The sequence below is a fragment of the Rahnella sp. Larv3_ips genome (assembly GCF_003697865.1).
Taxonomy (GTDB): Bacteria; Pseudomonadota; Gammaproteobacteria; order Enterobacterales; family Enterobacteriaceae; genus Rahnella; species Rahnella rivi.
Map to the genome: position 1 here is coordinate 522,146 of NZ_MJIB01000003.1, position 21,461 is coordinate 543,606.

The following is a 21,461-nucleotide window of genomic DNA, read 5'->3' on the forward strand; positions in this document are numbered from 1 at the left end:
GTATCTGAGAAGACCGGGCCTTGTGCCCGGTCTTTTTTTTGTCAGTACTTTTGCAAAACAACAAAGACAAGGATCATCCTCAATGTTAGCCATAATCACCCGCCTGTTTCCGCTGTGGGCCGTGCTGTTATCCGTCGCGGCCTATTTTTCGCCGACCACCTTCACGCCTATCGGCCCCCATGTGTCTACCCTGCTGATGCTGATTATGTTCGCGATGGGCGTCACCCTTGAATTCGGGGATTTCAAACGCGTCCTTTCCCGCCCCGGCCCGGTAGCCGCCGCCACCTTCCTGCATTATCTGATCATGCCGCTGGCGGCCTGGGTACTGGCAAAACTGTTCCACATGCCCGCGGATTTATCTGCCGGCATGATTCTGGTAGGCAGCGTTGCCAGCGGTACCGCATCCAACGTAATGATTTATCTGGCGAAAGGTGACGTCGCGCTTTCCGTGACCATTTCTGCGGTTTCCACGCTGGTCGGCGTTTTCGCCACGCCGCTGCTGACGCGCTTATATGTGGATACGCACATCAAAGTGGATGTGGAAGGCATGTTGCTGAGCATTTTGCAGATCGTGGTTATCCCGATTTTGGCTGGCCTTATCATTCATCATCTGTTCACGAAAATCGTGAAACGCATCGAACCGCTGCTGCCGCTGTTTTCCATGGTGTGTATCATCGCCATCATCAGCGCCGTAGTGGCCGGAAGTCAGGGCTTTATCGGTTCCGTAGGTTTAGTGGTGATTGTGGCGGTGATTCTGCACAACGGTATCGGTTTGCTGAGCGGGTACTGGGGCGGGAAACTGTTTGGCTTTGACGAAACCACCTGCCGCACGCTGGCGATGGAAGTCGGTATGCAGAACTCGGGTTTGGCCGCGACGCTCGGGAAAATGTACTTCTCCCCGCTGGCCGCGTTGCCAGGCGCCCTGTTCTCGGTCTGGCACAATCTTTCCGGCTCGTTGCTGGCCGGTTACTGGTCGGGTAAACCGGTCAAAAAAGACTGATTTCAGACGCTTAAAAGAGCAATAAAAAAACGGGCGCCTTCCTCAGCGCCCGTTTTTTTTACTCATGAAAGCGGATATTAAACCCGTTTCATATCATCATTCGGTTCACGCTGTTCATCTTCCTGCTCGTCCTGATCCAGCACGTTATACGCGACCGCACAGAACAACGAATTCAGACGCTTCATGTCGCCCAGCAGGCCAAGGTGCAATGAACTGGTTTCGATACTCTGCACATTATGCTGATGCAGGCGGTCAACGTGCGCGTGCGCATAACGGCGGTCGAGAATACGGAAACGATGTTTAGAACGGCGCAGACGACGGGCGCTGGTCAGGTCATTCGACAGGAATACCCCGAGGCTCAGACGCAGGTTATCCAGCAGTTTTTCGTGCAGCGCGTCCAGTTCCACCAGCCCTTCAGGGGAAAATGCGCGGCGCGTGGCATGAGATTTCGCCGTAATATCGCCGGTCATGCGTTCGATAATATCGCCCGCCTGCTCCAGGTTGAGCGCCATTTCGATGATTTCAGCCCAGCGGCGTGAATCCTCTTCGCCCAGCCCTTCTTTGTTGATTTGCGCCAGATAAAGTTTGATGGCGGTGTACAGCACGTCCACATCGTCATCGAGACGGCGCACTTCGCGATCCTGTGCCAGTTTGCCGTGCATAACTTCCCGGTTGAGGATCAGCATGTGTTCCACCACGTCGCCCATGCGCAGGGTTTCGCGGGCGGCATTGGCCAGCGCCAGCGTGGGGGTATCAATCGCACTGACGTCAAGATGGCGCGGACGCAGGCGCGGATCGTCTTCCGGCACATCAGCAATCATCATCTCGCACACTCTGGCCATCGGCGCGGTCAGTGGCACCATCGCCAGACAGCGGATCAGGTTGTAGAACATGTGGAAATAGATCACCAACTCTTCGTCCGGGATGCCCAGCCGCGCCAGTTGCGTCGAGAGCGGCCCGACAAACGGCAGCACAATCACCAGACCAATCAGTTTAAACAGGGTGCTGCCGAGCGCCACGCGGCGGCCCGCCGCATTCATTTTGCTGGCGTTGATCATCGCCAGTAAACCGCTGCCAAGGTTGGCACCGATCACCAGGCACAATGACACTTTCAGGGAAATCACCCCGGTCGCCGTCAGCGTGGCGGTCAGAAGAACGGCTGCCAGACTGGAGTAACTGATGATGGCAAAAACGGCGCCGGTCAGGGCATCGAGCAGCACATCACCGGTCAGCGAGGAGAACAGCACTTTGACGCCCGACGCCTGCATGATCGGCGTCGCCGCGGAAACAATCAGTTCAAGCGCCAGTAAAATCAGCCCGAGGCCAATACCGACGCGCCCCATCTGGCCGGCACGGGTTTGTTTACGGCTGAGGAAAAACGCCACGCCGACGAAGATAAACAGCGGAGAAAGCCAGGAGAGATCGAACGTCAGGATACGCGCCATCACGGCGGTACCGACATCCGCACCGAGAATGATCACAAGCGCAGGTGCCAGCGCAACCAGCCCCTGAGAAACAAAGGACGTCACCAGCAGCGCGGTGGCATTACTGCTTTGCACCAGCGCGGTCACACCAATACCGGCCACGAAGGCCAGCGGTTTTTTTTCTACGCTACTGCTCAGCACGCGGCGCAAATTGGCGCCGAAAACACGCATGATGCCGGTACGGACGATGTGCGTCCCCCACACCAGCAGCGAGACAGCAGATAACAGATGAAGAAGGGTTAACACGAAAAAACAGCTCCATTAACGCCAGGCATAGACCGGCCATCCTGCCTGCCGGGCGTGCTGGAGCAGGATGGCGTCCGGATTCACTGCATGCGGCTGACCCACTTTGGTCAGTAACGGCAGATCGTTATGAGAATCCGAATAAAAACTGGCTTGCAGCAGCAGGGATGCGTCCTGATTGATGAGTTCCAACAATCGCGAAACCTTGCCCTCGCGATAGGTCATCGTTCCCTGCGTGGCCCCGGTAAAGCGGCCATGCTGAATGTCTACGCCGATCGCCAGCGTTTCCTCAACACCGAGGAAACGGGCGATCGGTCGCACCAGATGCTCACCGGACGCGGAGATAATCACCGTCCGGTCGCCCCGTGCGCGGTGAGTGGCCAGACACTCACGCGCCTGCGCATAAATGCGCGGTGCGATAATTTCTTCTACGTACCGGCCAACCATCGCCGCCACGTCATGTTCACTGCGACCGGTCAGCGGCATCAGGGTACATCGCATGTACTCCTGCATATCCATTTTTCCCACCGCATATTGTTGCATCAGGGCGGCGTCCTGTTGCAGGAAAGCCTGTTTATCGGCCACCCAGCCCTGTGCCACCATATACGCTGACCACAGGCTGGAACAGTCGCCGCTAATCAGGGTTTCATCGAGATCAAACAGCGCCAGTTTCATGCAACTTCCCGTAACGTAACAAGATCTAACTGTAGACCAATATCGCTGCCGTCGGCGCGAAGTGAGGCCACAGAACGGTTTAAAACATCCACAGAAAGCTCCACGCCGTGCGCTAAAACGCGATAGCGCACAACGTTACCGAGCAGGCTGTGGCTGAGGATTTTTGCCGGTATCCCTTCAATCAGTTCGCACATCGTGACCGATTCAGGACGAATGGCGACGCGGCCAGTGTAGGTCATGCCGGTCAGCGCCATCGCTTGTTCAGGGCTCAGCAGATTGTAGCTGCCGATAAAGCCTGCGGCGAACGCATCGACAGGTTCAGTATACAAGGTTTCGGCATCGGCATTTTGGACGATTTGTCCTTTGTTCATGAGCACAATCCGGTCTGACATGGTCAGCGCTTCTTCCTGATCATGGGTGACAAAGATCGCGGTAAGGTTCATTTCACGCTGTATACGGCGGATTTGTTCACGCAAATGCTTACGGATGCGGGCATCGAGCGCCGACAGCGGCTCATCGAGCAGCAACAGACGCGGCTGCGTCACCAGCGATCGCGCCAGCGCCACACGCTGACACTGCCCGCCGGAAAGCTGATGCGGATAACGTTTGGCATAATCGCTCATTTCCACCAGTTCCAGCACCTCGCCGACGCGACGATGCACTTCAGCAGCGGGCAGTTTCTGCATTTTCAGGCCAAAAGACACGTTAGCCTCGACACTCATATTGGGAAACAACGCATAGCTCTGGAAGACCATGCCGATGCCGCGCTGTTGTGGCGGCAATGGCACAATATCCTGCCCCTGGATCAGAATTTTTCCGCTGTCGACGGAGGTCAGACCGGCCAGACAGCGCAGCAGCGTTGATTTTCCGCAACCGCTCGGCCCGAGGAGGGTCACAAATTCCCCCTCTTCGGCAGAGAAATCAATGTTGTGAAAAATCTGCGTCGGGCCATACGATTTGTTGAGTTGAGTGACCTGCAAATATGACATATCAGCTCTTTCCTTTGTTCAGCATGTTCGCCACCCAGGTAAACATCAGGACGACCATAAAATAGGAGATGACCAGCGCGCTGGTGAAATGGCCGCTGCCATTACGCATGTTGTAAAGATAGACCTGCACCGTTTCATAACGGCTGCCTGCCAGCAGGTTGGCGAACACGAATTCACCAATCAGGAAGGAGAATGAGAGCAGGACTGCGATCATCCCGCCTTTGCGTAAGTTCGGTAAAACCACCAGCAGCGCCGCTTTCCAGGTGCTGGCTCCCAGCAAATGCGCGGCGTCCATCAGGTCACGCAGGTTGATGGCCTGCATGTTGTTAGAGATGGCGCGATAGATAAACGGCAGCGCGATAGTGAAGTAACAGCCAATCAGGATCCACGGCGTCCCGGTGAGGGGAAAAGGGTCGCCGGAGTAGAGCTGCATCAGGCCGACGGAAGACACCACCGGCGGCACCGCAAACGGCAGCAGGATCAGGATATTCATCAGCGCATCGAGCTTAGGGAAATAGTAAGCGATCACAAACATCAGTGGCAGGATCAGCACCAGCGAGAGGAAAAGCGTGCCGAAACACACCAGCAGCGAGTGCCAGAGCGCGATAAGAAATCGCGGATCACTCCATAACGCCACCAGCCATTTCAGCGTAAAACCGCTCGGCAAAATCGTCGCGCCCCACTCCTGTACCAGCGCATACACCAGCGTCGCCAGCAGCGGCAGCATCAGTAAAATCAGTAAAACCCAGATCACCACACGGTGGTAAATTGCTTCAGACCGCGACATGTTACGTTCCTTTTTCCGGCAATCAGCTGCGCTGACTGAGATAACTTTTACGCAATAACCACTGATGGATCAGCGTGATAAAGGCCATCAGCACCACCAGTAACATCGCCAGCGCACTGCCCATATTGGGGTCGAGGGAAATATCGCCGGACACCAGCGCGGCAATTCGCACCGGCACAACGTTGAAATTGCCGGTGGTCAGGGCGTACACCGTGGCGTAGGCGCCGAGTGCATTGGCGAGCAAAATCACGAACGTCCCCATCAGCGCCGGAAACAGCACGGGCATACCGATGTAGCGCCAGTAACTCCAGCGGCCTGCCCCCAGCAAAGCGGCAGACTCCCGCCAGTCTTCGCGCAGCGCATCAAATGCCGGGTACATCAGCAATACGCCGAGCGGGATCTGAAAATAGGTATAGAGAACGATCAGTCCGCTTTTTGAATACAGATTGAAGTTTTCCATCAGCCCGTATTTTTGCAGCAGCAGGGTCAGGCAGCCGTTAAGACCGAGCAGTATCACAAAGGCAAAGGCCAGCGGGACACCCGCAAAGTTACTGGTCATGTTGGTAAACGACATCACGAAGTCATGCAGCTTTGTCGGGCCGAGCTGGCGAAGTGAGTAACTGCCCACTAACGCAATCAGCAAACCGTAGACGCTTGACCAGATCGAAATATCCAGCGAGAAACGCATGGCCTGCAGATAGAACGGCGAGGTCAGGATGTCGGTGTAATTTCCCAGCCCCCAGGCTTCATAGGTTTCACTGTAAAAGCTGCTGACCGCAATCCAGGCCAGCGGCGCCAGCTGAAAGGCAATGAAGAACACCAGAAACGGCAGCATAAAAAGCGCTGCAATCCACTTAGCTTTCATCGGGTATCCTTTAAAAGTGACGGGATTCAGGCCAGTAATGCCGCGCAGTGTGGCTTATCGTGGGCAATATTGAGGATCTGACAGAGGGTTCCGCACAGCTCAGTTTGCAGAGGCGCGGCATCTTGCAAGCTGAACGCACTGCCGAAAACAAATAACGGCACCTGGCGCTCTTGCGGCAAAATGCCGCCGTGGCTGCGATCGTCGTTCATGCCGTGGTCGGCGGTGACAATGACCTGATAACCCGCATCGAGCCACTCGCCCAGATAGCGTGACAGGATGCCGTCTGCCGTCCGCGCTTTGTTGCGGTACTGAGGCGTCGACAGACCAAATTTATGCCCGGCGTCGTCAATGTTCATCGGGTGGATCAGCAGGAAATCAGGATCGTGGCGGCGACGCAGACTCTCGGCATCGTCGAACAAATGCGAATCCGGGTAGACGTCGTCGTAATAAAAATGACCGTGCTGAATAGCCAGCGTGTCATCGCTGGTATGACGGTCCCTCGGCGGGTCGAACGGCGTGCGGTTATACAATTCGCTGACCCAATGATAGGCCGCAGCCGCCGTCGTCAGACCGGCGTCGCGGGCATAATGAAAAATACTGCGCTGTGTGGATAACCGGTCAACCTGATTATTCACAATGCCGCTCATCACCGGCGTGATGCCGGTGAGGATGCACTCATACAGTGGCCGGGACAGCGAAGGCAGTGCACATTCCAGCGGATACAAGCGGCCGCGTCCTGCGGCACACTGCGCCTGTAAATACCCCATTGCGTCGTGGCCGACCTGATAATTCAGGCCGTCCAGTACTACCAGAATGCTCTTCATGACACGTTTGCCTTTGGTGCAGGTGTTGTAATGAAAACAATGCTTTCGCTGTTCGCTTTTATTTTATTGATCCCACGCTTACTGCTGCATATTGATCATGACGTTTTCCTGCCACAGGCGAGGCAAGGTTTTAGCGCTCTTATCCCAGGCAGCCGTATCCGCAATCGGATGCGCATTTTTGTACTCGCTCGATGGCAGCAGTTTGGCTTTCACATCATCAGGCAGGGTGATGTGGTCGGCACGGATCGGACGGGCATAACCCTGCGCTAAGTTGATCTGGCCTGCATCAGAGAAGATGTATTCGCGCGCCAGTTTGGCGGCGTTTGGGTGTTTGGCGAATTTGTTGATGATGGTGGTATAGCCGGAAGTGATGGAACCATCGGATGGGATCACCACGTCGAAGCGGGTTTTGTCGATTTTGTCGCGATAGCTCAGACCGTTGAAGTCCCAGACCACACCGACCTGCACTTCACCTTTTTCCAGAGAGGCGATCACCGGGTTAGTGAGGCTCAGACGCCCTGCTTTCGCCAGCTTGCCAAAGTATTCCAGCCCCGGTTTCAGGTTAGTTTCGTTACCGCCCATGGCGTAAGTGGCCGCCAGCACGCCGTTGGCGGCCTGCGCTGCGGTGCTCACATCGCCGATAGTGACTTTGTATTTACTGTTCAGCAGATCGGCCCAGCTGTGCGGCTCATCTTTCACCTGAGATTTATCAATGATGAAAGCAATGGTGCCGGTGTAAGCGAGTGCCCACATACCTTCTTTATCTTTCGCCCAGTCCGGCACCTGATCCCAGGTGGTCGGTTTGTAAGGCTGGGTGACGCCCTTCTGCACGGCTACCGGCCCGAACGCGGCTCCTACGTCGCCAATATCTGCGCTGGCGTTGTCTTTTTCCGCGAGGAATTTGGCGATTTCCTGCGCCGAGCTCATGTCAGTATCGCTGTGTTTGAGGCCATATTTGGTGCTCAAATCACTCCAGGTTCCCTTCCAGTTCGCCCAGTCATCAGGCATACCGACGCTGTTTACCGTTCCTTCAGCTTGCGCCGCTTTCACGAGTTCAGCAGGAGGCTCAGCGGCAAAAGCGGCAGAGGTGGACAATACGAGCGCGCTGGTTAACACAGAAGCGAACAACTGTTTCATAACGGATGCTCCAGATGGTAGTGTGTGAAGTGCTGGTCTAGTCCAGCAAGAACCAAGCCAATCTAACGATCAATTGTGATAATTATATGTCAGCGTGAAAAAGCAGCAGTTTTAAGCTTGCAGCTGTTAACGGGCGCACATTATTTACACAGTAAAGGGTCGGATTGGTGCAAAAACGCACTGAAATGAGGCTTGCTGACCGATGGGTGAATCGCAGACGACCGTTGCCGTGATTTGTAAGGCGTTAAGTGAAAGTATCGCAACGGGGGCATTTTCAGCCGAGGGAAGGCTGCCTTCTGAGCGTGCGCTGAGTGACCATTTTTCCACAACCCGCATCACGCTGCGGGAAGCATTGGGCCAGCTCGAAGCGCAGGGGCTGATTTATCGCGAAGTCCGGCGCGGCTGGTTTGTGTCACCGCCGCGCATTGTCTATAACCCGTTGCAAAGAAGTCATTTTCACGCGATGGCGAAAGATCAGGGGCGCGATGCGCAAACCGAAGTCATTGATGCAAAATATTGCGTTGCCAGTGAGACGGTCTGCCAGAAACTCCTGTTGCCATCAGGGAGTGAGGTGATTTGTATCCGCCGGTTACGTTATATCGACAAGCGCCCCGTTTTGTATGTCGAGCACTACCTTAATCCGCTGTATTTTCAGGGTATTCTCGGCGCCGATCTCACGACATCTCTGACAGATTTATACGCTGCCCGTTATGATATTCATTACGGACGCGTTCGTTTTGATATGGTGCCCACGCTGCTGTCCGAGCAAGCTTCGCGCGCGCTGAGAGTCGCCTCCGGCAGTCCGGCGCTGTTTATTACGCGCACCAACCGCGACCAGCACGATCGGGTCATCGACTGCGATCTGGAATACTGGCGCTATGACGCGCTGCACATTGATGTAGAAGTGAATTGATTTCAGTGGGCAAAAACTCTGCCGGGATACCCTGAATCATTCGGGATGAATCAAGGCGGCAACTGAATGAACCCCAGTCACTTATTTTAGAAAGTGACTGGGGTTCGTGATGGCAGCCAACGCAGAGTCAGCCTGAAGGATGACGGGTGTTAGTCGGCGTCGTAACCCAGGTTTGGCGCCAGCCAGCGTTCAACTTCGGCGACCGGCATATTTTTACGCGCGGCGTAGTCTTCGACCTGATCGCGCTGAATCTGCGCCACGGCGAAATATTTGCTGTCCGGGTGGCTGAAGTACCAGCCAGAAACAGCCGCTCCCGGCCACATGGCGAAAGATTCGGTCAGTTGCATGCCGGTGTTGGCTTCCACATCCAGCAACGTCCAGATCTGACCTTTTTCCGTATGTTCCGGACAGGCCGGATAACCCGGCGCCGGGCGTATCCCCTGATAATTCTCACGGATCAGCTCTTCATTGCTCAGGTTCTCGTTGGCCGCAAAGCCCCAGTACACCTTGCGCACTTTTTCATGCAAATATTCCGCAAAGGCCTCCGCCAGACGGTCAGCCAGCGCTTTGATCATGATTTTGTTGTAGTCGTCGTGCTGCCTGTCATAGGCCTCGGCCAGCGCGTCTTCCTCCAGCCCGCCGGTCACGGCGAATGCGCCCATGTAATCTTTCTTACCGCTGGATTTCGGGGCGACAAAGTCAGCCAGGCAGTAGTTGGCAAAATCGGTTTTTTCCGTTTGCTGGCGCAGATGATGGCTGACAACCAGCACATCCTGACGACGCTCATCGCTGTAGATCTCAATATCATCGCCCCTGCGGTTTGCCGGGAACAGGCCGACAACGCCACGCGGGTTGAGTAATTTCTCTGCGGAGAGTTTATCGAGCAGGTCATTGGCATCTTTAAACAGGCGCTTCGCCTCTTCGCCGACCACCTCGTCTTCAAGAATGCGCGGATATTTTCCGGCCAGCGACCAGGTCATAAAGAACGGCGTCCAGTCAATGTAATTGCGCAGCGTTTCAATGCTGGCTTCCACTTTCTGCACGCCCAGACGGTGCGCCACCGGCGGCGTGTAGCTTTCCCAGTCAATGGTGGTGGCGTTATCACGCGCGACCTCCAGACTGACCGGCGGCGTGCGTGGCTTTTTACGGCCATGCTGAATACGCACGGTGTCGTACTCTTTGCGCGTACGCTCGATGAAAGGGCCGCGCTGTTCATCGGACAGCAGCGCAGACACCACGCCCACCGAACGCGAGGCGTTTTGTACATAGACCGTCGGGCCGCTGTAGTTTTGCTCGATTTTAACGGCGGTGTGCGCTTTGGAGGTCGTTGCGCCGCCGATCAGCAGCGGCATTGTGAAGCCACGTCGCTCCATCTCTTTGGCCACGTTCACCATTTCATCCAGCGAAGGTGTGATCAGGCCGGAAAGCCCGATGATATCGACCTTTTCTTCGATGGCCGTTTTCAGAATTTTGTCAGTCGCGACCATCACGCCAAGATCGATAATCTCGTAGTTATTGCACTGCAACACCACACCGACGATATTTTTGCCGATGTCATGCACATCGCCTTTCACCGTAGCCAGCAGGATTTTGCCGTTGGTTTTGCCTTTCTCTTTGCTGGCTTCAATGTATGGCTCGAGGTAAGCCACGGCCTGCTTCATCACGCGGGCAGATTTCACCACCTGCGGCAGAAACATTTTACCGGCGCCGAATAAATCGCCCACCACGTTCATGCCGTCCATCAGCGGCCCTTCGATCACTTCAATCGGGCGCGCAGCCTGCTGGCGGCACTCTTCCGTATCCAGTTCGATAAACTCGGTAATGCCTTTAATCAGCGAGTATTCGAGACGTTTTTTTACATCCCATCCGCGCCATTCGGCCTGCTGCTTATTGGCCTCCCCATCATCTTTATTGCCGCGATATTTCTCCGCCAGATCGAGCAGGCGCTCAGTACCGTCGTCGCGCCGGTTAAGGATCACGTCTTCAACGGCATCGCGCAGTTCAGCCGGGAGATCATCATAAATGGCTAACTGACCGGCGTTAACAATCCCCATATCCATACCGTTCTGGATGGCGTGATAGAGGAAAACGGCGTGAATGGCTTCGCGAACGTGGTCATTACCGCGAAACGAGAATGAAACGTTGGAAACACCGCCGGAAATCAGCGCGTGCGGCAGCTGCGCTTTGATATCTGCACAGGCCTCAATGAAATCGACAGCATAGTTGTTGTGCTCTTCGATGCCGGTGGCGACCGCAAAAATGTTCGGGTCGAAAATGATGTCTTCCGGCGGAAAGCCGACTTTCTCTGTCAGCAATTTATAGGCACGACGGCAGATTTCTATTTTGCGTTTGCGGGTATCCGCCTGCCCGGTTTCATCGAAGGCCATCACCACCACGGCGGCACCGTAACGGCGCACCATGCGTGCATGATGCAGGAAAGCTTCCTCGCCCTCTTTCATGGAGATCGAGTTAACAATGCCTTTTCCCTGAATGCATTTCAGGCCCTGTTCTATGACGTTCCATTTGGAGGAATCGATCATGATCGGCACACGGGCAATATCCGGTTCACCGGCAATCAGATTGAGGAAGCGCACCATCGCCGCTTCCGCGTCGAGCATTCCCTCATCCATATTAATATCAATGATTTGCGCGCCGCTTTCCACCTGCTGGCGGGCGACGGCGAGCGCTTCTGCGTATTTTTCTTCTTTGATCAGCCGCTTAAAACGGGCGGAACCGGTCACGTTAGTTCGTTCGCCGACGTTCACAAACAGCGTTTTCGCATCGATGGTCAGCGGTTCAAGCCCGGCCAGACGACAGGCAACCGGAATGTCAGGCAGAACGCGCGGCGGCACGCCTTCTACGGCTTTCACCATCGCCGCGATATGCGCGGGCGTGGTGCCACAACAGCCACCGACGATGTTCAGAAAGCCCGAACGGGCCCACTCACCGATGTGCTCCGCCATTTCTTTGGCTTCCAGATCGTACTCACCAAAGGCGTTCGGCAGACCGGCGTTCGGGTGGGCGGTGACGTAGCATTCCGCGATACGTGATAGTTCGGCGACATATTCGCGCAATTCATCCGGCCCCAGCGCGCAGTTAAGACCAAAGGTCAGCGGCTTAACGTGACGCAGTGAGTTGTAGAAGGCTTCGGTGGTCTGGCCTGATAAGGTTCGTCCGGAGGCGTCGGTGATGGTGCCGGAAACCATCACCGGCAGCACGATGCCCAGTGCTTCAAATTCAGTTTCTACCGCAAAGGTGGCGGCTTTGGCGTTAAGCGTGTCGAAAACGGTTTCGATCATGATCAAATCCGCGCCACCTTTAACCAGCGCGCGGGTAGATTCCCGGTAGGCTTCGACCAGCTGATCAAAAGAGACGTTGCGATACGCCGGATCGTTCACATCCGGGGAAATCGAGGCGGTACGGTTAGTCGGCCCTAACACACCGGCCACATAACGCGGTTTGTGCGGCGTGCGGGCGGTCCACTCATCGGCGCACTGGCGCGCCAGCCGGGCCGCTTCGTAGTTAATTTCAGCTGACAGCGATTCCATATGGTAGTCAGCCATCGCGATGGTGGTGGAGTTAAAAGTGTTGGTTTCGAGAATATCGGCACCAGCAGCCAGGTAGCCATTGTGGATCTCGACGATCACTTCAGGTTTGGAGAGCACCAGAAGATCGTTATTGCCTTTAAGATCGCTTTCCCAGTCAGCAAAACGTTCGCCACGGTAGTCCTCTTCTTCCAGACGATAGCTTTGGATCATGGTGCCCATGCCACCGTCCAGAACCAAAATGCGCTGTGCCAGCTGCTTATGTAGCGCCTCTACTCGATTAGTCACTTTCACCTCATCACCCATCACGCACACCCGGCAAATTGTTCATTTCTGCGCCGGAAATTATGGTCAACATCCTAGCATACCTTCCCCGGCCAAAAGGCCGCGCCGACGTGAGACTTTTTCAATTCGGGAAGACATCCCGCAAATAGCGTGCAACACATCGGATGAGCGCAAAGGCAGGTTGCGATCCATACTGTAAAAACGAAAACCAATTCCAAAAACGATTTTTTCTTTGCCAGTCTTTGGCGCATCTTATAAGGAACAGACTCATGGCAACTTCCGCCTCCACTCCGGCCAAACGTGTTAAAAAACTCAAAGCCGCTGCCGCGACAGGCAGCGCCGCCACCGGGCAGGTGCAATCCCTGACACGTGGACTGAAATTGCTGGAATACATTGCCGAAGCTCAGGGCAGCGTGGCGCTGACCGATCTGGCACAGCAGGCCGGTTTACCGAATTCCACCACCCACCGTTTGCTGACCACCATGCAACAGCAGGGGTTTGTTCGTCAGGTCGGCGATTTGGGTTTGTGGACCATAGGTTCACATGCCTTTGTGGTGGGCAGCAGCTTCCTGCAAAGTCGTAATTTACTGGCGATGGTGCACCCGATGCTGCGCCGTCTGATGGAGGAATCTGGAGAAACGGTGAATCTGGCGGTACTGGATCACAGTGATTATCAGGCGATCATCATCGATCAGGTGCAATGCAATGCGCTGATGCGCATGTCCGCCCCCATCGGCGGAAAATTACCGATGCATGCTTCGGGCGCGGGGAAAGCTTTTCTTTCCACGCTGCCGGAAGAGCGGCTGGTGAAGTTGCTGCATAAAATCGGATTGCACAGCTACACGCCGCTGACCAAAACGTCTCCGGTAAACCTGAAACAGGAGCTGGCCGACACCCGTAAACGTGGGTATGCCTTTGATGATGAGGAACATGCACTTGGCCTGCGCTGCGTGGCGACCTGCATTTACGATGAGCATAATGATGCGTATGCCGCTATTTCGATTTCAGGCCCGATCTCGCGCATCACCGACGATCGTGTGACCGAGTTAGGTGCATTAGTTATCCATGCAGCGAAAGAAATTACGCAAGCCTATGGCGGTGGTAAGCATTAAAAGAGAAAATAGCGGGGTAGCAAATGGGCCGAAAGGCAGGCTACGGATTTTCAAGGACGGTCAGGATAACCTCTGTTTTTGAAAAATAGCACCCGTGTTTTATAAGGATATTTCACATTGAATCACAGAGAATTAAAGTTGCTGGAAACCTATTTTTCTTTCGGACTTAAGGAAAAACATTTAGAAAGGATAAAAAAAGCTAATTCGCTAAAGTATCCTTTAATGCCAATGGAGGTTGTGTTGAACACCCCGCAAACGCCGGCAAGAAGAGATAAGATTTTTACTTTGCAACATAGCCTGGCGGAGGGTTATTCTATTACGCCTATTGAAGGATCCTCTATATTTAATCCGCCTTTAAATGGTCGCTTCTTGTTTGTTATTCTTTCCAGCAACCCTGCACAAATTTATTGCGGATTAGCTTACGACTCCATTAATCAGTTTTTAGCCTTCGAAAGTTCTGGCAGTAATAAATCTGACAGAGGCGCTGATGCAATGGGTAACGTATTTAATTCGACCACCCGGTGCGAAGTTGAAGGGCATACTTCACTGACACAATGCCAGGACGTGCTTTTTGCCGGAGACATGCTTTTCAATCATCGTACTTTAGTATCATGGAGTAACGCGAGCGGGCACTATCAACCTGCACCGGACCGCCGTCATACGAATCTCTATCCTAATATTAAGAAAATCCTTCCGGAAAGCCTTTTTAGTGCGTATGACTTCGAATGCCTGAGTACGGGCGCTGACAGACAATTTAGCTCGGCAGGTTCTGCAAGTTCGCGGGGCATGTCCGATATTTCAAGTTTTTCCTCCTTTGGCTCACATTGCAGCAGAGCATCCAATGTGAGTGACGGATATAACAGCTAAATAATCTCAGGATTTTTAATTATATATCAGGGCATTCAATGCCCTGATATATTTTTCAGACGCTGCTTTTGTCTGTAGGCATAAACATCTTCCACATGACCGCTCAGGATCCTCTGCTGGAGTCTTTGCCAGTAATCTGTTTTAAAGATATCGCCGTGTAGATTTTCCAGCACATGCCGAATGCGCGGATCAGTACACAGGAAATACCGAAACTCTTCCGGGAAAACATCTTGTGGCGCGATGCTGTACCAGGGTTCGCTGGCGAGTTCATCTTCGGGATAACGCGGTGCAGGGATATTGCGGAAATTCACTTCTGTCATATAACAAATTTCGTCGTAATCATAGAACACTACCCGTCCGTGGCGGGTGACACCGAAATTTTTAAACAACATGTCACCGGGAAAAACATTAGCCGCTGCCAGTTGTTTTATCGCATTGCCATATTCTTCAATCACATCATGCAGTTGCTGATCGCTCGCCTGTTCCAGATAGATATTCAGCGGTGTCATGCGTCTTTCAATGTAGAGATGTCGAAGCGCAATGCAGTTTCCCAGATCTTCAATTTTGGCCGGCACTTCGCGTAATAATTCTGCCATGAGTTCAGGGCTGATATTTTTCTTCTCCAGAATAAAATGCTCGAACTCCTGGGTATCCGCCATTCGCCCCACGCGGTCGTGTTCTTTCACCAGCTGGTAGCACGCCATAACCTGCGCTTCGGTGACCTCTTTTTGAGGTGAAAAACGGTCCTTTATCACTTTAAACACCCGGTCACTACCCGGCAGGGTAAACACCAGCATCACCATTCCTTTTACGCCCGGTGCAATAATGAACGATTCATTTGTCTGCGCCATAAAGCGTAAATGCTCACGGTAGCATTCGGTTTTGGCGTGCTTCTGGCAGCCGATCGCGCTGTAAAGTTCAGCGGTGGTTTTAGCGGGTAAAATCTCGCGCAACCATTCCACCAGCGTGCCCGGCTGCGGGGCATACACCATAAAATAGGAACGGGCAAAACCAAATACGATGCTGGCATCATCACTGCCCGTCAGGCAGGCATCGACAAATAATTCGTTTTTATGGCTCAGATGTACCGGCAGCAACAGCGGAAAAATCTGCTGATTAACGCGGATTTTTCCAATGACCCACGCCGCTTTGTTGCGGTAGAAAATTTCAGTCGCCATTTCAAGAACCGCATCTGACAGGTCTGCCACGGTAAAACGCTGCTTCAGCACAGTGATAATTAATCCGACGTCACGCCGGGCGTCTTCCCAGGGTAAACGTATCGGCAAATCATCAAGCACTTTCCCGAGGCAATCTGCGAGATGACCCTGTACCGGATACTGTCTGGCTAACGGACGCGCGCAATGTTGCGGACGGTGAACCGGCTGTTCGCTGAAAATAAAGAGTTTGTCTGCGGTCAGATCCCGATGTTTGAAGATCCGGCAGTAGACGGAATTAAAGAAACTTTCGGCAATTTCTGCCCGCGGATAGTCTGGCAGTAAGCCGGAATAACAGCGCTTAACGCGGATAAGGAATGCCGCATCATAAAAATGCGGACCGGTAATGCATTTCAGCTGCGCGACCACCAGCCCGACATGATGATCATAAAGATGGATCCGCTGTTTCATCGCCGCCTGCACGGCTGACCAGTCTGCCTGCTCGAAACGCTGCTGAGCCCCCGCTGTCACTTCCAGAAAACGGCCATACTGTGCATCGAATCCCTGCAAAATCGTCTGAGCAATCAACAACTCTATGCGCATAGTCTGGGTTCCTGAAGGCGAAATGCCCGGCTGACACCGGGCTGAAGAGAAATCAGTGAGGCGTCGGGGAAAACTGCTGTTCCTCCGTCGAACCGGTTAACGCAGTGACTGAAGAATGTCCGCCCTGAATGATGTTGGTGACTTTATCAAAGTAACCGGTCCCCACTTCCTGCTGATGCGAGGCAAAGGTGTAGCCGCGCCCTATCGCCGCAAACTCCGGTTCCTGAACTTTTTCGACATAATGCTTCATGCCCTCACCCTGCGCGTAGGCATGTGCCAGATCAAACATGTTGAACCACATGCTATGGATGCCCGCCAGCGTGATGAACTGGTACTGATAGCCCATCGCAGCAAGCTGATCCTGGAAGCTGGCAATGGTCTTGTCGTCGAGATTTTTCTTCCAGTTAAAGGATGGCGAACAGTTATAAGCCATTAATTTTCCGGGGAATTTGGCGTGAATGGCGTCCGCAAAACGCCGGGCCAGCGCCAGATCTGGCGTAGAGGTTTCGCACCAGACGATGTCCGCATAAGGCGCATACGCCAGTCCGCGGCTAATCGCCTGCTCGATACCGGCATTCGTGCGGTAAAAGCCTTCGTGTGTTCTCTCACCGGTAATAAACTGACTGTCATACGGGTCGCAGTCAGACGTCAGCAGATCCGCAGCGTCGGCGTCGGTTCGGGCGACCAGTAGCGTTGGCACACCGAGGACATCCGCAGCCAGACGCGCAGACACCAGTTTCTGCACCGCTTCCTGAGTCGGCACTAACACCTTGCCGCCCATATGACCGCACTTTTTCACCGCAGCAAGCTGGTCTTCAAAATGGACCGCCGCCGCACCCGCTTCAATCATGGATTTCATCAGCTCAAAGGCATTAAGTACGCCGCCAAAACCGGCTTCAGCATCGGCCACAATCGGCAGGAAATAGTCGGTATAGCCCGGCTGACCCGGTTCAATGTTATTCGACCATTGGATCTGATCTGCACGGCGGAAAGTATTATTGATCCGCGCCACCACTTCAGGCACTGAATTCACCGGATATAACGACTGGTCCGGATACATGCTGGAAGCCGTATTGGCATCGGCGGCAACCTGCCAGCCGGAGAGATAGATGGCTTCAATACCGGCTTTTGCCTGCTGTAAAGCCTGACCGCCAGTCAACGCGCCGAGGCAGTTCACATAACCTTTGCGTGACGAGCCGTGCAATAAATTCCACAGACGGGAGGCTCCGTGCTGAGCCAGAGTACATTCCGGATTGACAGAACCGCGCAGACTGATCACTTGTGCTGCAGTGTAGGGGCGGGTGATCCCTGCCCAGCGGGGTTGTTTCCATGTTTCTTCAAGCTGCTGAATTTGCTGATTACGTGTTGTTTTCATGGCGAGTGCTCCGGTCTTTTTATAAGTAGGGTAAGAAAGATCAGGCCAGCAGCTGATAGCCCGGCAGAGTCAGGAAATCGATGAGTTCGTCCTGTGTGGTGATTTTTTCCATCAATGCAGCGGCCTGTGTGAAGCGACCGGCGCTGAAACGCTGTTCCCCCAGCTCCTGTTGGATCACCAGCATTTCTTCATTCAGCATGCGCCGGAACATCGGCTTGGTAACAAGCTGGCCATCGCTGAGCGTTTTACCGTGGTGGATCCACTGCCAGATCGAGGTGCGGGAAATTTCTGCGGTCGCCGCATCTTCCATCAGCCCGTAAATCGGCACGCAGCCGTTGCCGGAAATCCAGGCTTCGATGTACTGCACGGCCACGCGGATATTGGCGCGCATTCCCTCTTCAGTGCGCTCGCCGGAACAAGGCTCCAGTAACTGCTCTGCGGTGATACCAGCATCTTCTTCACGTAATACCTCAAGCTGGTTTGAGCGATTACCCAGCACTTTATCGAACACTTCAAGCACAGTATCAGCCAGCCCCGGATGCGCTATCCAGGTACCGTCATGCCCGTTTTTTGCCTCCAGCTCTTTGTCCGTTCTGACTTTGTTCAATACCCATTCGTTACGCCGGGCATCTTTGCTGGGAATAAATGCCGCCATTCCCCCCATCGCGAAGGCGCCGCGTCGATGGCAGGTTTTGATCAGTAATCGTGAGTAAGCGTTGAGGAAGGGCTGCGTCATGGTGACTGACTGGCGATCGGGAAGAACGCGATCGCCGTGATTTTTCAGCGTCTTGATATAGCTGAAGATGTAATCCCAGCGACCACAATTCAGGCCAACGATGTGATCACGCAGGTGGTAAAGAATGTCGTCCATCTGAAAAACGGCGGGCAGGGTTTCAATCAGCACCGTCGCTTTGATCGTACCGCGTGACAATCCCGCATAATCTTCGGCAAAGCTGAAGACCTTGCTCCACCAGTCAGCTTCCTGATAAGACTGCATTTTCGGCAGGTAAAAATAGGGACCACTGCCTTTTGATAACAAGGCGCGGTGGTTGTGGAAAAAGTACAAAGCAAAATCAAACAGCGAACCGGGAATGGCTTCGCCCTGCCAGGTGACATGCTTTTCCGGCAGATGCAGACCCCGAACGCGGCAAATCAGCACGGCAGGGTCTGGCCTGAGCTGATAAATTTTGCCCGACTCATTGGTGTAGCTGATCGTGCCATTAACTGCATCACGCAAGTTAATCTGCCCCTCAATGACTTTCTGCCAGTCCGGAGCCAGAGAATCTTCGAAATCCGCCATGAATACTTTTACATTGGCATTGAGCGCGTTAATGACCATTTTGCGTTCAACAGGTCCAGTGATTTCAACACGGCGGTCCTGCAAATCAGCAGGGATACTACGGATTTTCCATTCGGAATTTTTAATGGAATCAGTTTCCGAAATAAAATCAGGCAGCTCTCCCTGATCAATTCTCTGCTGTACAGCGATGCGTTCGGCCAGCAGGCGATTACGCTGTGGCGTGAAACGCATGACCAGTTCCGCAAGAAAATCGACGGCTTCCTCTGTCAGAATATGTGTTTCGTGCTCACCAAAACGGCGTGTGAAGCCAAGCTGACTGCGGATAATTTGCTCTGACATCGCTATTCTCCTGATTTATCTGCTTAATCTGCCAGACCGCCTCACTTAGCAGATACTTTTAGGGTAGAAAACAATCCAGCGTCGTCAGATGCAACGTTTGACGATTTGGCTCTGGTTATTTATTGCCCGATAGATTTAAGCGTAATCAGAATTTCCACAAAATCAAAAACGATTTCCATTTTATTTTAAAACAAAATAATTTGTATTTATGATCAATAAGATATGAAGAAAATTAATTTTCAAAAAATGATAATGAATTTCGTAATTGCATATGGAATACGACGAAGGGGGATTTCTTAGAAGGGATAAAATCTGACAGACGTTGAAATGAAACAGACGATCGCGGGGATCGTCTGTCAGAACGTGCAAAGTATTACTCGAGGGTAGGGTTCATCTGGCGAAGATCAAACGGTGTGATTTGATAAACGTAGTAATTCAACCAGTTAGTGAAGAGCAAATGCCCGTGGCTACGCCAGGTCGCTTTAGGAGAGAGCTCTACATTATCCTGCGGGAAATAGTTGTAGGGCATATCGGGAGAAAGACCGGCCGCGACATCTCGCAGATATTCACCGGCCAGCGTGCCTGCATCATATTCAGGATGGCCTGTAACGAACGCCATACGCTTATCTTTCGTCGCGAAAAGGTAAGCACCCGCTTCCTCTGACTCCGCCAGTATGTCGAGATCTGTGTACTGACGCAGCACATCTGCCGGAAAATCAGCATAGCGTGAATGTGGAGCCAGGAAGGTTTCATCAAACCCGCGGGTGAGCAGTGCGACAGATTGCAACGTCTGGTGCGGATAAACGCCCGAGAGCTTGGTTTCACGGGTCATCTTGGGTATGTCGTACAACACATTTAAAGCAGCCTGAACGGCCCAGCAGACAAACAGCGTTGACGTGACATGTTCTTTTGCCCAGTGAATAACCCGCTCAATCTCAGGCCAGTAAGCGACATCACAAAAATCGACCAGACCAAGAGGTGCACCCGTGACAATCAGACCATCATAATTGTCATGCTGGATATCTTCGAAATCACAGTAGAAATTATTCAAATGCTCGGCGGGTGTATTTTTTGACTCGCGGCTGTCGATACGCAGCAGCTGCACATCTATCTGCAATGGAGAGTTGGAAAGCAGCCGCAAAAACTGATTTTCAGTCTCAATTTTTTTCGGCATCAGGTTGAGAACCAGCACCTTAAGAGGACGGATTTCCTGGGTTTTCGCACGTGAAGAGGTCATGACAAAGACATTCTCATTGCGCAGGAAATTAACGGCTGGTAAATCATCTGGAACCCGGATCGGCATAACAACTTCCTCACTGCATCCATTTATACGTTTAGACTTCTAGACAGCCGAAGATAACGGTTTTTTGAATCAATGTCGAGCCTGCATCCGGTAAGTGAAAATGTTTCAGCTTAGGTTATTAATTTAGAGGATCTGGTTATAAAGAAAGGAAAATAAGGGGCGGAGAGAGATAAAAAGAATGCTTCAGGACGTCGGTTTATGCGGGTAACAGAACAATTAATGAACATGTTTACTCAAATTCCACACAGCAAAAAGCCCTGTACGTCAGTACAGGGCTTTCCACTTGTTTGATGCCTGGCAGTTCCCTACTCTCGCATGGGGAGACCCCACACTACCATCGGCGCTACGGCGTTTCACTTCTGAGTTCGGCATGGGGTCAGGTGGGACCACCGCGCTACTGCCGCCAGGCAAATTCTGTTAATTTACCGAACTCTACGCTTATTACTGGTGCTGATACCCAGAGTCGAACTGGGGACCTCACCCTTACCAAGGGTGCGCTCTACCAACTGAGCCATATCAGCACGCTTATTCTTATAACAATTTGCTTTAAAGCAAATCTTACTAATTTGATGCCTGGCAGTTCCCTACTCTCGCATGGGGAGACCCCACACTACCATCGGCGCTACGGCGTTTCACTTCTGAGTTCGGCATGGGGTCAGGT

Annotated in this window: 16 protein-coding genes, 1 tRNA gene and 2 rRNA genes; 4 read left to right on the plus strand and 15 right to left on the minus strand. The window is 53.1% G+C overall.

All coding sequences use genetic code 11. The features are described from left to right. Positions 1 to 82 precede the first annotated feature (82 nt). Positions 83 to 1,000, plus strand: a complete 918-nt coding sequence (gene panS, locus ED901_RS02410; RefSeq protein WP_056776016.1) for a ketopantoate/pantoate/pantothenate transporter PanS — start codon at positions 83 to 85, stop codon at positions 998 to 1,000. Positions 1,001 to 1,077: 77 nt separating this feature from the next. Here the strand turns inward: panS and ED901_RS02415 are convergent, their stop codons facing one another. From ED901_RS02415 to ED901_RS02445, 7 genes are all read right to left on the minus strand, one after another. Next, complete coding sequence (locus ED901_RS02415; RefSeq protein ID WP_056776013.1) at positions 1,078 to 2,730, minus strand: Na/Pi cotransporter family protein; 1,653 nt, start codon at positions 2,728 to 2,730, stop codon at positions 1,078 to 1,080. Between the two features lie 15 nt (positions 2,731 to 2,745). Further along, positions 2,746 to 3,402 carry an HAD family phosphatase gene (locus tag ED901_RS02420; protein WP_122094571.1) on the minus strand — a complete coding sequence of 219 codons (657 nt, stop codon included), beginning with the start codon at positions 3,400 to 3,402 and terminating at the stop codon, positions 2,746 to 2,748. Further along, positions 3,399 to 4,391: an ABC transporter ATP-binding protein gene (locus ED901_RS02425; protein WP_056776008.1), complete on the minus strand. Its 993-nt coding sequence runs from the start codon at positions 4,389 to 4,391 to the stop codon at positions 3,399 to 3,401. The genes ED901_RS02420 and ED901_RS02425 overlap by 4 nt, the downstream gene beginning before the upstream one ends. Position 4,392: 1 nt before the next feature. Further along, positions 4,393 to 5,178 carry an ABC transporter permease gene (locus ED901_RS02430; RefSeq protein ID WP_056776006.1) on the minus strand — a complete coding sequence of 262 codons (786 nt, stop codon included), beginning with the start codon at positions 5,176 to 5,178 and terminating at the stop codon, positions 4,393 to 4,395. Between the two features lie 22 nt (positions 5,179 to 5,200). Then, positions 5,201 to 6,043 carry an ABC transporter permease subunit gene (locus tag ED901_RS02435; RefSeq protein WP_056776004.1) on the minus strand — a complete coding sequence of 281 codons (843 nt, stop codon included), beginning with the start codon at positions 6,041 to 6,043 and terminating at the stop codon, positions 5,201 to 5,203. 26 nt (positions 6,044 to 6,069) lie between these two features. Beyond that, positions 6,070 to 6,867, minus strand: coding sequence for an alkaline phosphatase family protein (locus ED901_RS02440; protein WP_122094572.1), 798 nt, complete (start codon positions 6,865 to 6,867; stop codon positions 6,070 to 6,072). Positions 6,868 to 6,945: 78 nt separating this feature from the next. Then, positions 6,946 to 8,004 carry an ABC transporter substrate-binding protein gene (locus ED901_RS02445; RefSeq protein WP_056775999.1) on the minus strand — a complete coding sequence of 353 codons (1,059 nt, stop codon included), beginning with the start codon at positions 8,002 to 8,004 and terminating at the stop codon, positions 6,946 to 6,948. A 202-nt stretch (positions 8,005 to 8,206) separates the two neighbouring features. Here ED901_RS02445 and ED901_RS02450 point away from each other — a divergent pair, with 202 nt between their 5' ends. After that, entirely contained in the window at positions 8,207 to 8,917 is a 711-nt protein-coding gene (locus tag ED901_RS02450) for a UTRA domain-containing protein (protein ID WP_122094574.1), read from the plus strand. 149 nt (positions 8,918 to 9,066) lie between these two features. Here the strand turns inward: ED901_RS02450 and metH are convergent, their stop codons facing one another. Further along, the gene (metH, locus tag ED901_RS02455; protein WP_122094576.1) at positions 9,067 to 12,768 is read right to left on the minus strand and encodes a methionine synthase; all 3,702 of its coding nucleotides are present in this window, start codon (positions 12,766 to 12,768) and stop codon (positions 9,067 to 9,069) included. 248 nt (positions 12,769 to 13,016) lie between these two features. On the opposite strand from metH, the gene iclR reads away from it, so the two are divergent. After that, the gene (iclR, locus tag ED901_RS02460) at positions 13,017 to 13,859 is read left to right on the plus strand and encodes a glyoxylate bypass operon transcriptional repressor IclR (protein WP_122094577.1); all 843 of its coding nucleotides are present in this window, start codon (positions 13,017 to 13,019) and stop codon (positions 13,857 to 13,859) included. A gap of 117 nt (positions 13,860 to 13,976) precedes the next feature. Next, positions 13,977 to 14,726, plus strand: coding sequence for a hypothetical protein (locus ED901_RS25020; protein ID WP_156361983.1), 750 nt, complete (start codon positions 13,977 to 13,979; stop codon positions 14,724 to 14,726). 35 nt (positions 14,727 to 14,761) lie between these two features. Here the strand turns inward: ED901_RS25020 and aceK are convergent, their stop codons facing one another. The 7 genes from aceK to rrf (ED901_RS02495) form a co-directional block, all read right to left on the minus strand. After that, positions 14,762 to 16,483 carry a bifunctional isocitrate dehydrogenase kinase/phosphatase gene (gene aceK, locus ED901_RS02465; protein WP_122094579.1) on the minus strand — a complete coding sequence of 574 codons (1,722 nt, stop codon included), beginning with the start codon at positions 16,481 to 16,483 and terminating at the stop codon, positions 14,762 to 14,764. 52 nt (positions 16,484 to 16,535) lie between these two features. After that, a complete protein-coding gene (aceA, locus tag ED901_RS02470; protein ID WP_122094581.1) occupies positions 16,536 to 17,858 on the minus strand; it encodes an isocitrate lyase in 1,323 nt (440 codons plus the stop codon). Positions 17,859 to 17,898: 40 nt separating this feature from the next. After that, positions 17,899 to 19,497 (minus strand): malate synthase A, encoded by a 1,599-nt coding sequence (gene aceB / locus ED901_RS02475; RefSeq protein ID WP_122094583.1) that lies wholly within the window; start codon positions 19,495 to 19,497, stop codon positions 17,899 to 17,901. A gap of 373 nt (positions 19,498 to 19,870) precedes the next feature. Continuing rightward, positions 19,871 to 20,800: a homoserine O-succinyltransferase gene (gene metA / locus ED901_RS02480; RefSeq protein WP_056775984.1), complete on the minus strand. Its 930-nt coding sequence runs from the start codon at positions 20,798 to 20,800 to the stop codon at positions 19,871 to 19,873. Between the two features lie 292 nt (positions 20,801 to 21,092). Beyond that, positions 21,093 to 21,208, minus strand: a 5S ribosomal RNA gene (gene rrf, locus ED901_RS02485). A gap of 37 nt (positions 21,209 to 21,245) precedes the next feature. Continuing rightward, a tRNA-Thr gene (locus ED901_RS02490) sits at positions 21,246 to 21,321 on the minus strand. A 50-nt stretch (positions 21,322 to 21,371) separates the two neighbouring features. Next, a 5S ribosomal RNA gene (gene rrf / locus ED901_RS02495) occupies positions 21,372 to 21,461 on the minus strand; the annotation flags it as partial.

Excerpts from the sequence above, each read along its gene's own strand:
- panS (WP_056776016.1), top strand. The coding sequence starts at position 83 with ATGTTAGCCATAATCACCCGCCTGTTTCCGCTGTGGGCCGTGCTGTTA.
- ED901_RS02420 (WP_122094571.1), bottom strand. The coding sequence starts at position 3,402 with ATGAAACTGGCGCTGTTTGATCTCGATGAAACCCTGATTAGCGGCGAC.
- ED901_RS02425 (WP_056776008.1), bottom strand. The coding sequence starts at position 4,391 with ATGTCATATTTGCAGGTCACTCAACTCAACAAATCGTATGGCCCGACG.
- ED901_RS02430 (WP_056776006.1), bottom strand. The coding sequence starts at position 5,178 with ATGTCGCGGTCTGAAGCAATTTACCACCGTGTGGTGATCTGGGTTTTA.
- ED901_RS02435 (WP_056776004.1), bottom strand. The coding sequence starts at position 6,043 with ATGAAAGCTAAGTGGATTGCAGCGCTTTTTATGCTGCCGTTTCTGGTG.
- ED901_RS02440 (WP_122094572.1), bottom strand. The coding sequence starts at position 6,867 with ATGAAGAGCATTCTGGTAGTACTGGACGGCCTGAATTATCAGGTCGGC.
- ED901_RS02445 (WP_056775999.1), bottom strand. The coding sequence starts at position 8,004 with ATGAAACAGTTGTTCGCTTCTGTGTTAACCAGCGCGCTCGTATTGTCC.
- ED901_RS02450 (WP_122094574.1), top strand. The coding sequence starts at position 8,207 with ATGGGTGAATCGCAGACGACCGTTGCCGTGATTTGTAAGGCGTTAAGT.
- metH (WP_122094576.1), bottom strand. The coding sequence starts at position 12,768 with ATGGGTGATGAGGTGAAAGTGACTAATCGAGTAGAGGCGCTACATAAG.
- iclR (WP_122094577.1), top strand. The coding sequence starts at position 13,017 with ATGGCAACTTCCGCCTCCACTCCGGCCAAACGTGTTAAAAAACTCAAA.
- aceK (WP_122094579.1), bottom strand. The coding sequence starts at position 16,483 with ATGCGCATAGAGTTGTTGATTGCTCAGACGATTTTGCAGGGATTCGAT.
- aceA (WP_122094581.1), bottom strand. The coding sequence starts at position 17,858 with ATGAAAACAACACGTAATCAGCAAATTCAGCAGCTTGAAGAAACATGG.
- aceB (WP_122094583.1), bottom strand. The coding sequence starts at position 19,497 with ATGTCAGAGCAAATTATCCGCAGTCAGCTTGGCTTCACACGCCGTTTT.
- metA (WP_056775984.1), bottom strand. The coding sequence starts at position 20,800 with ATGCCGATCCGGGTTCCAGATGATTTACCAGCCGTTAATTTCCTGCGC.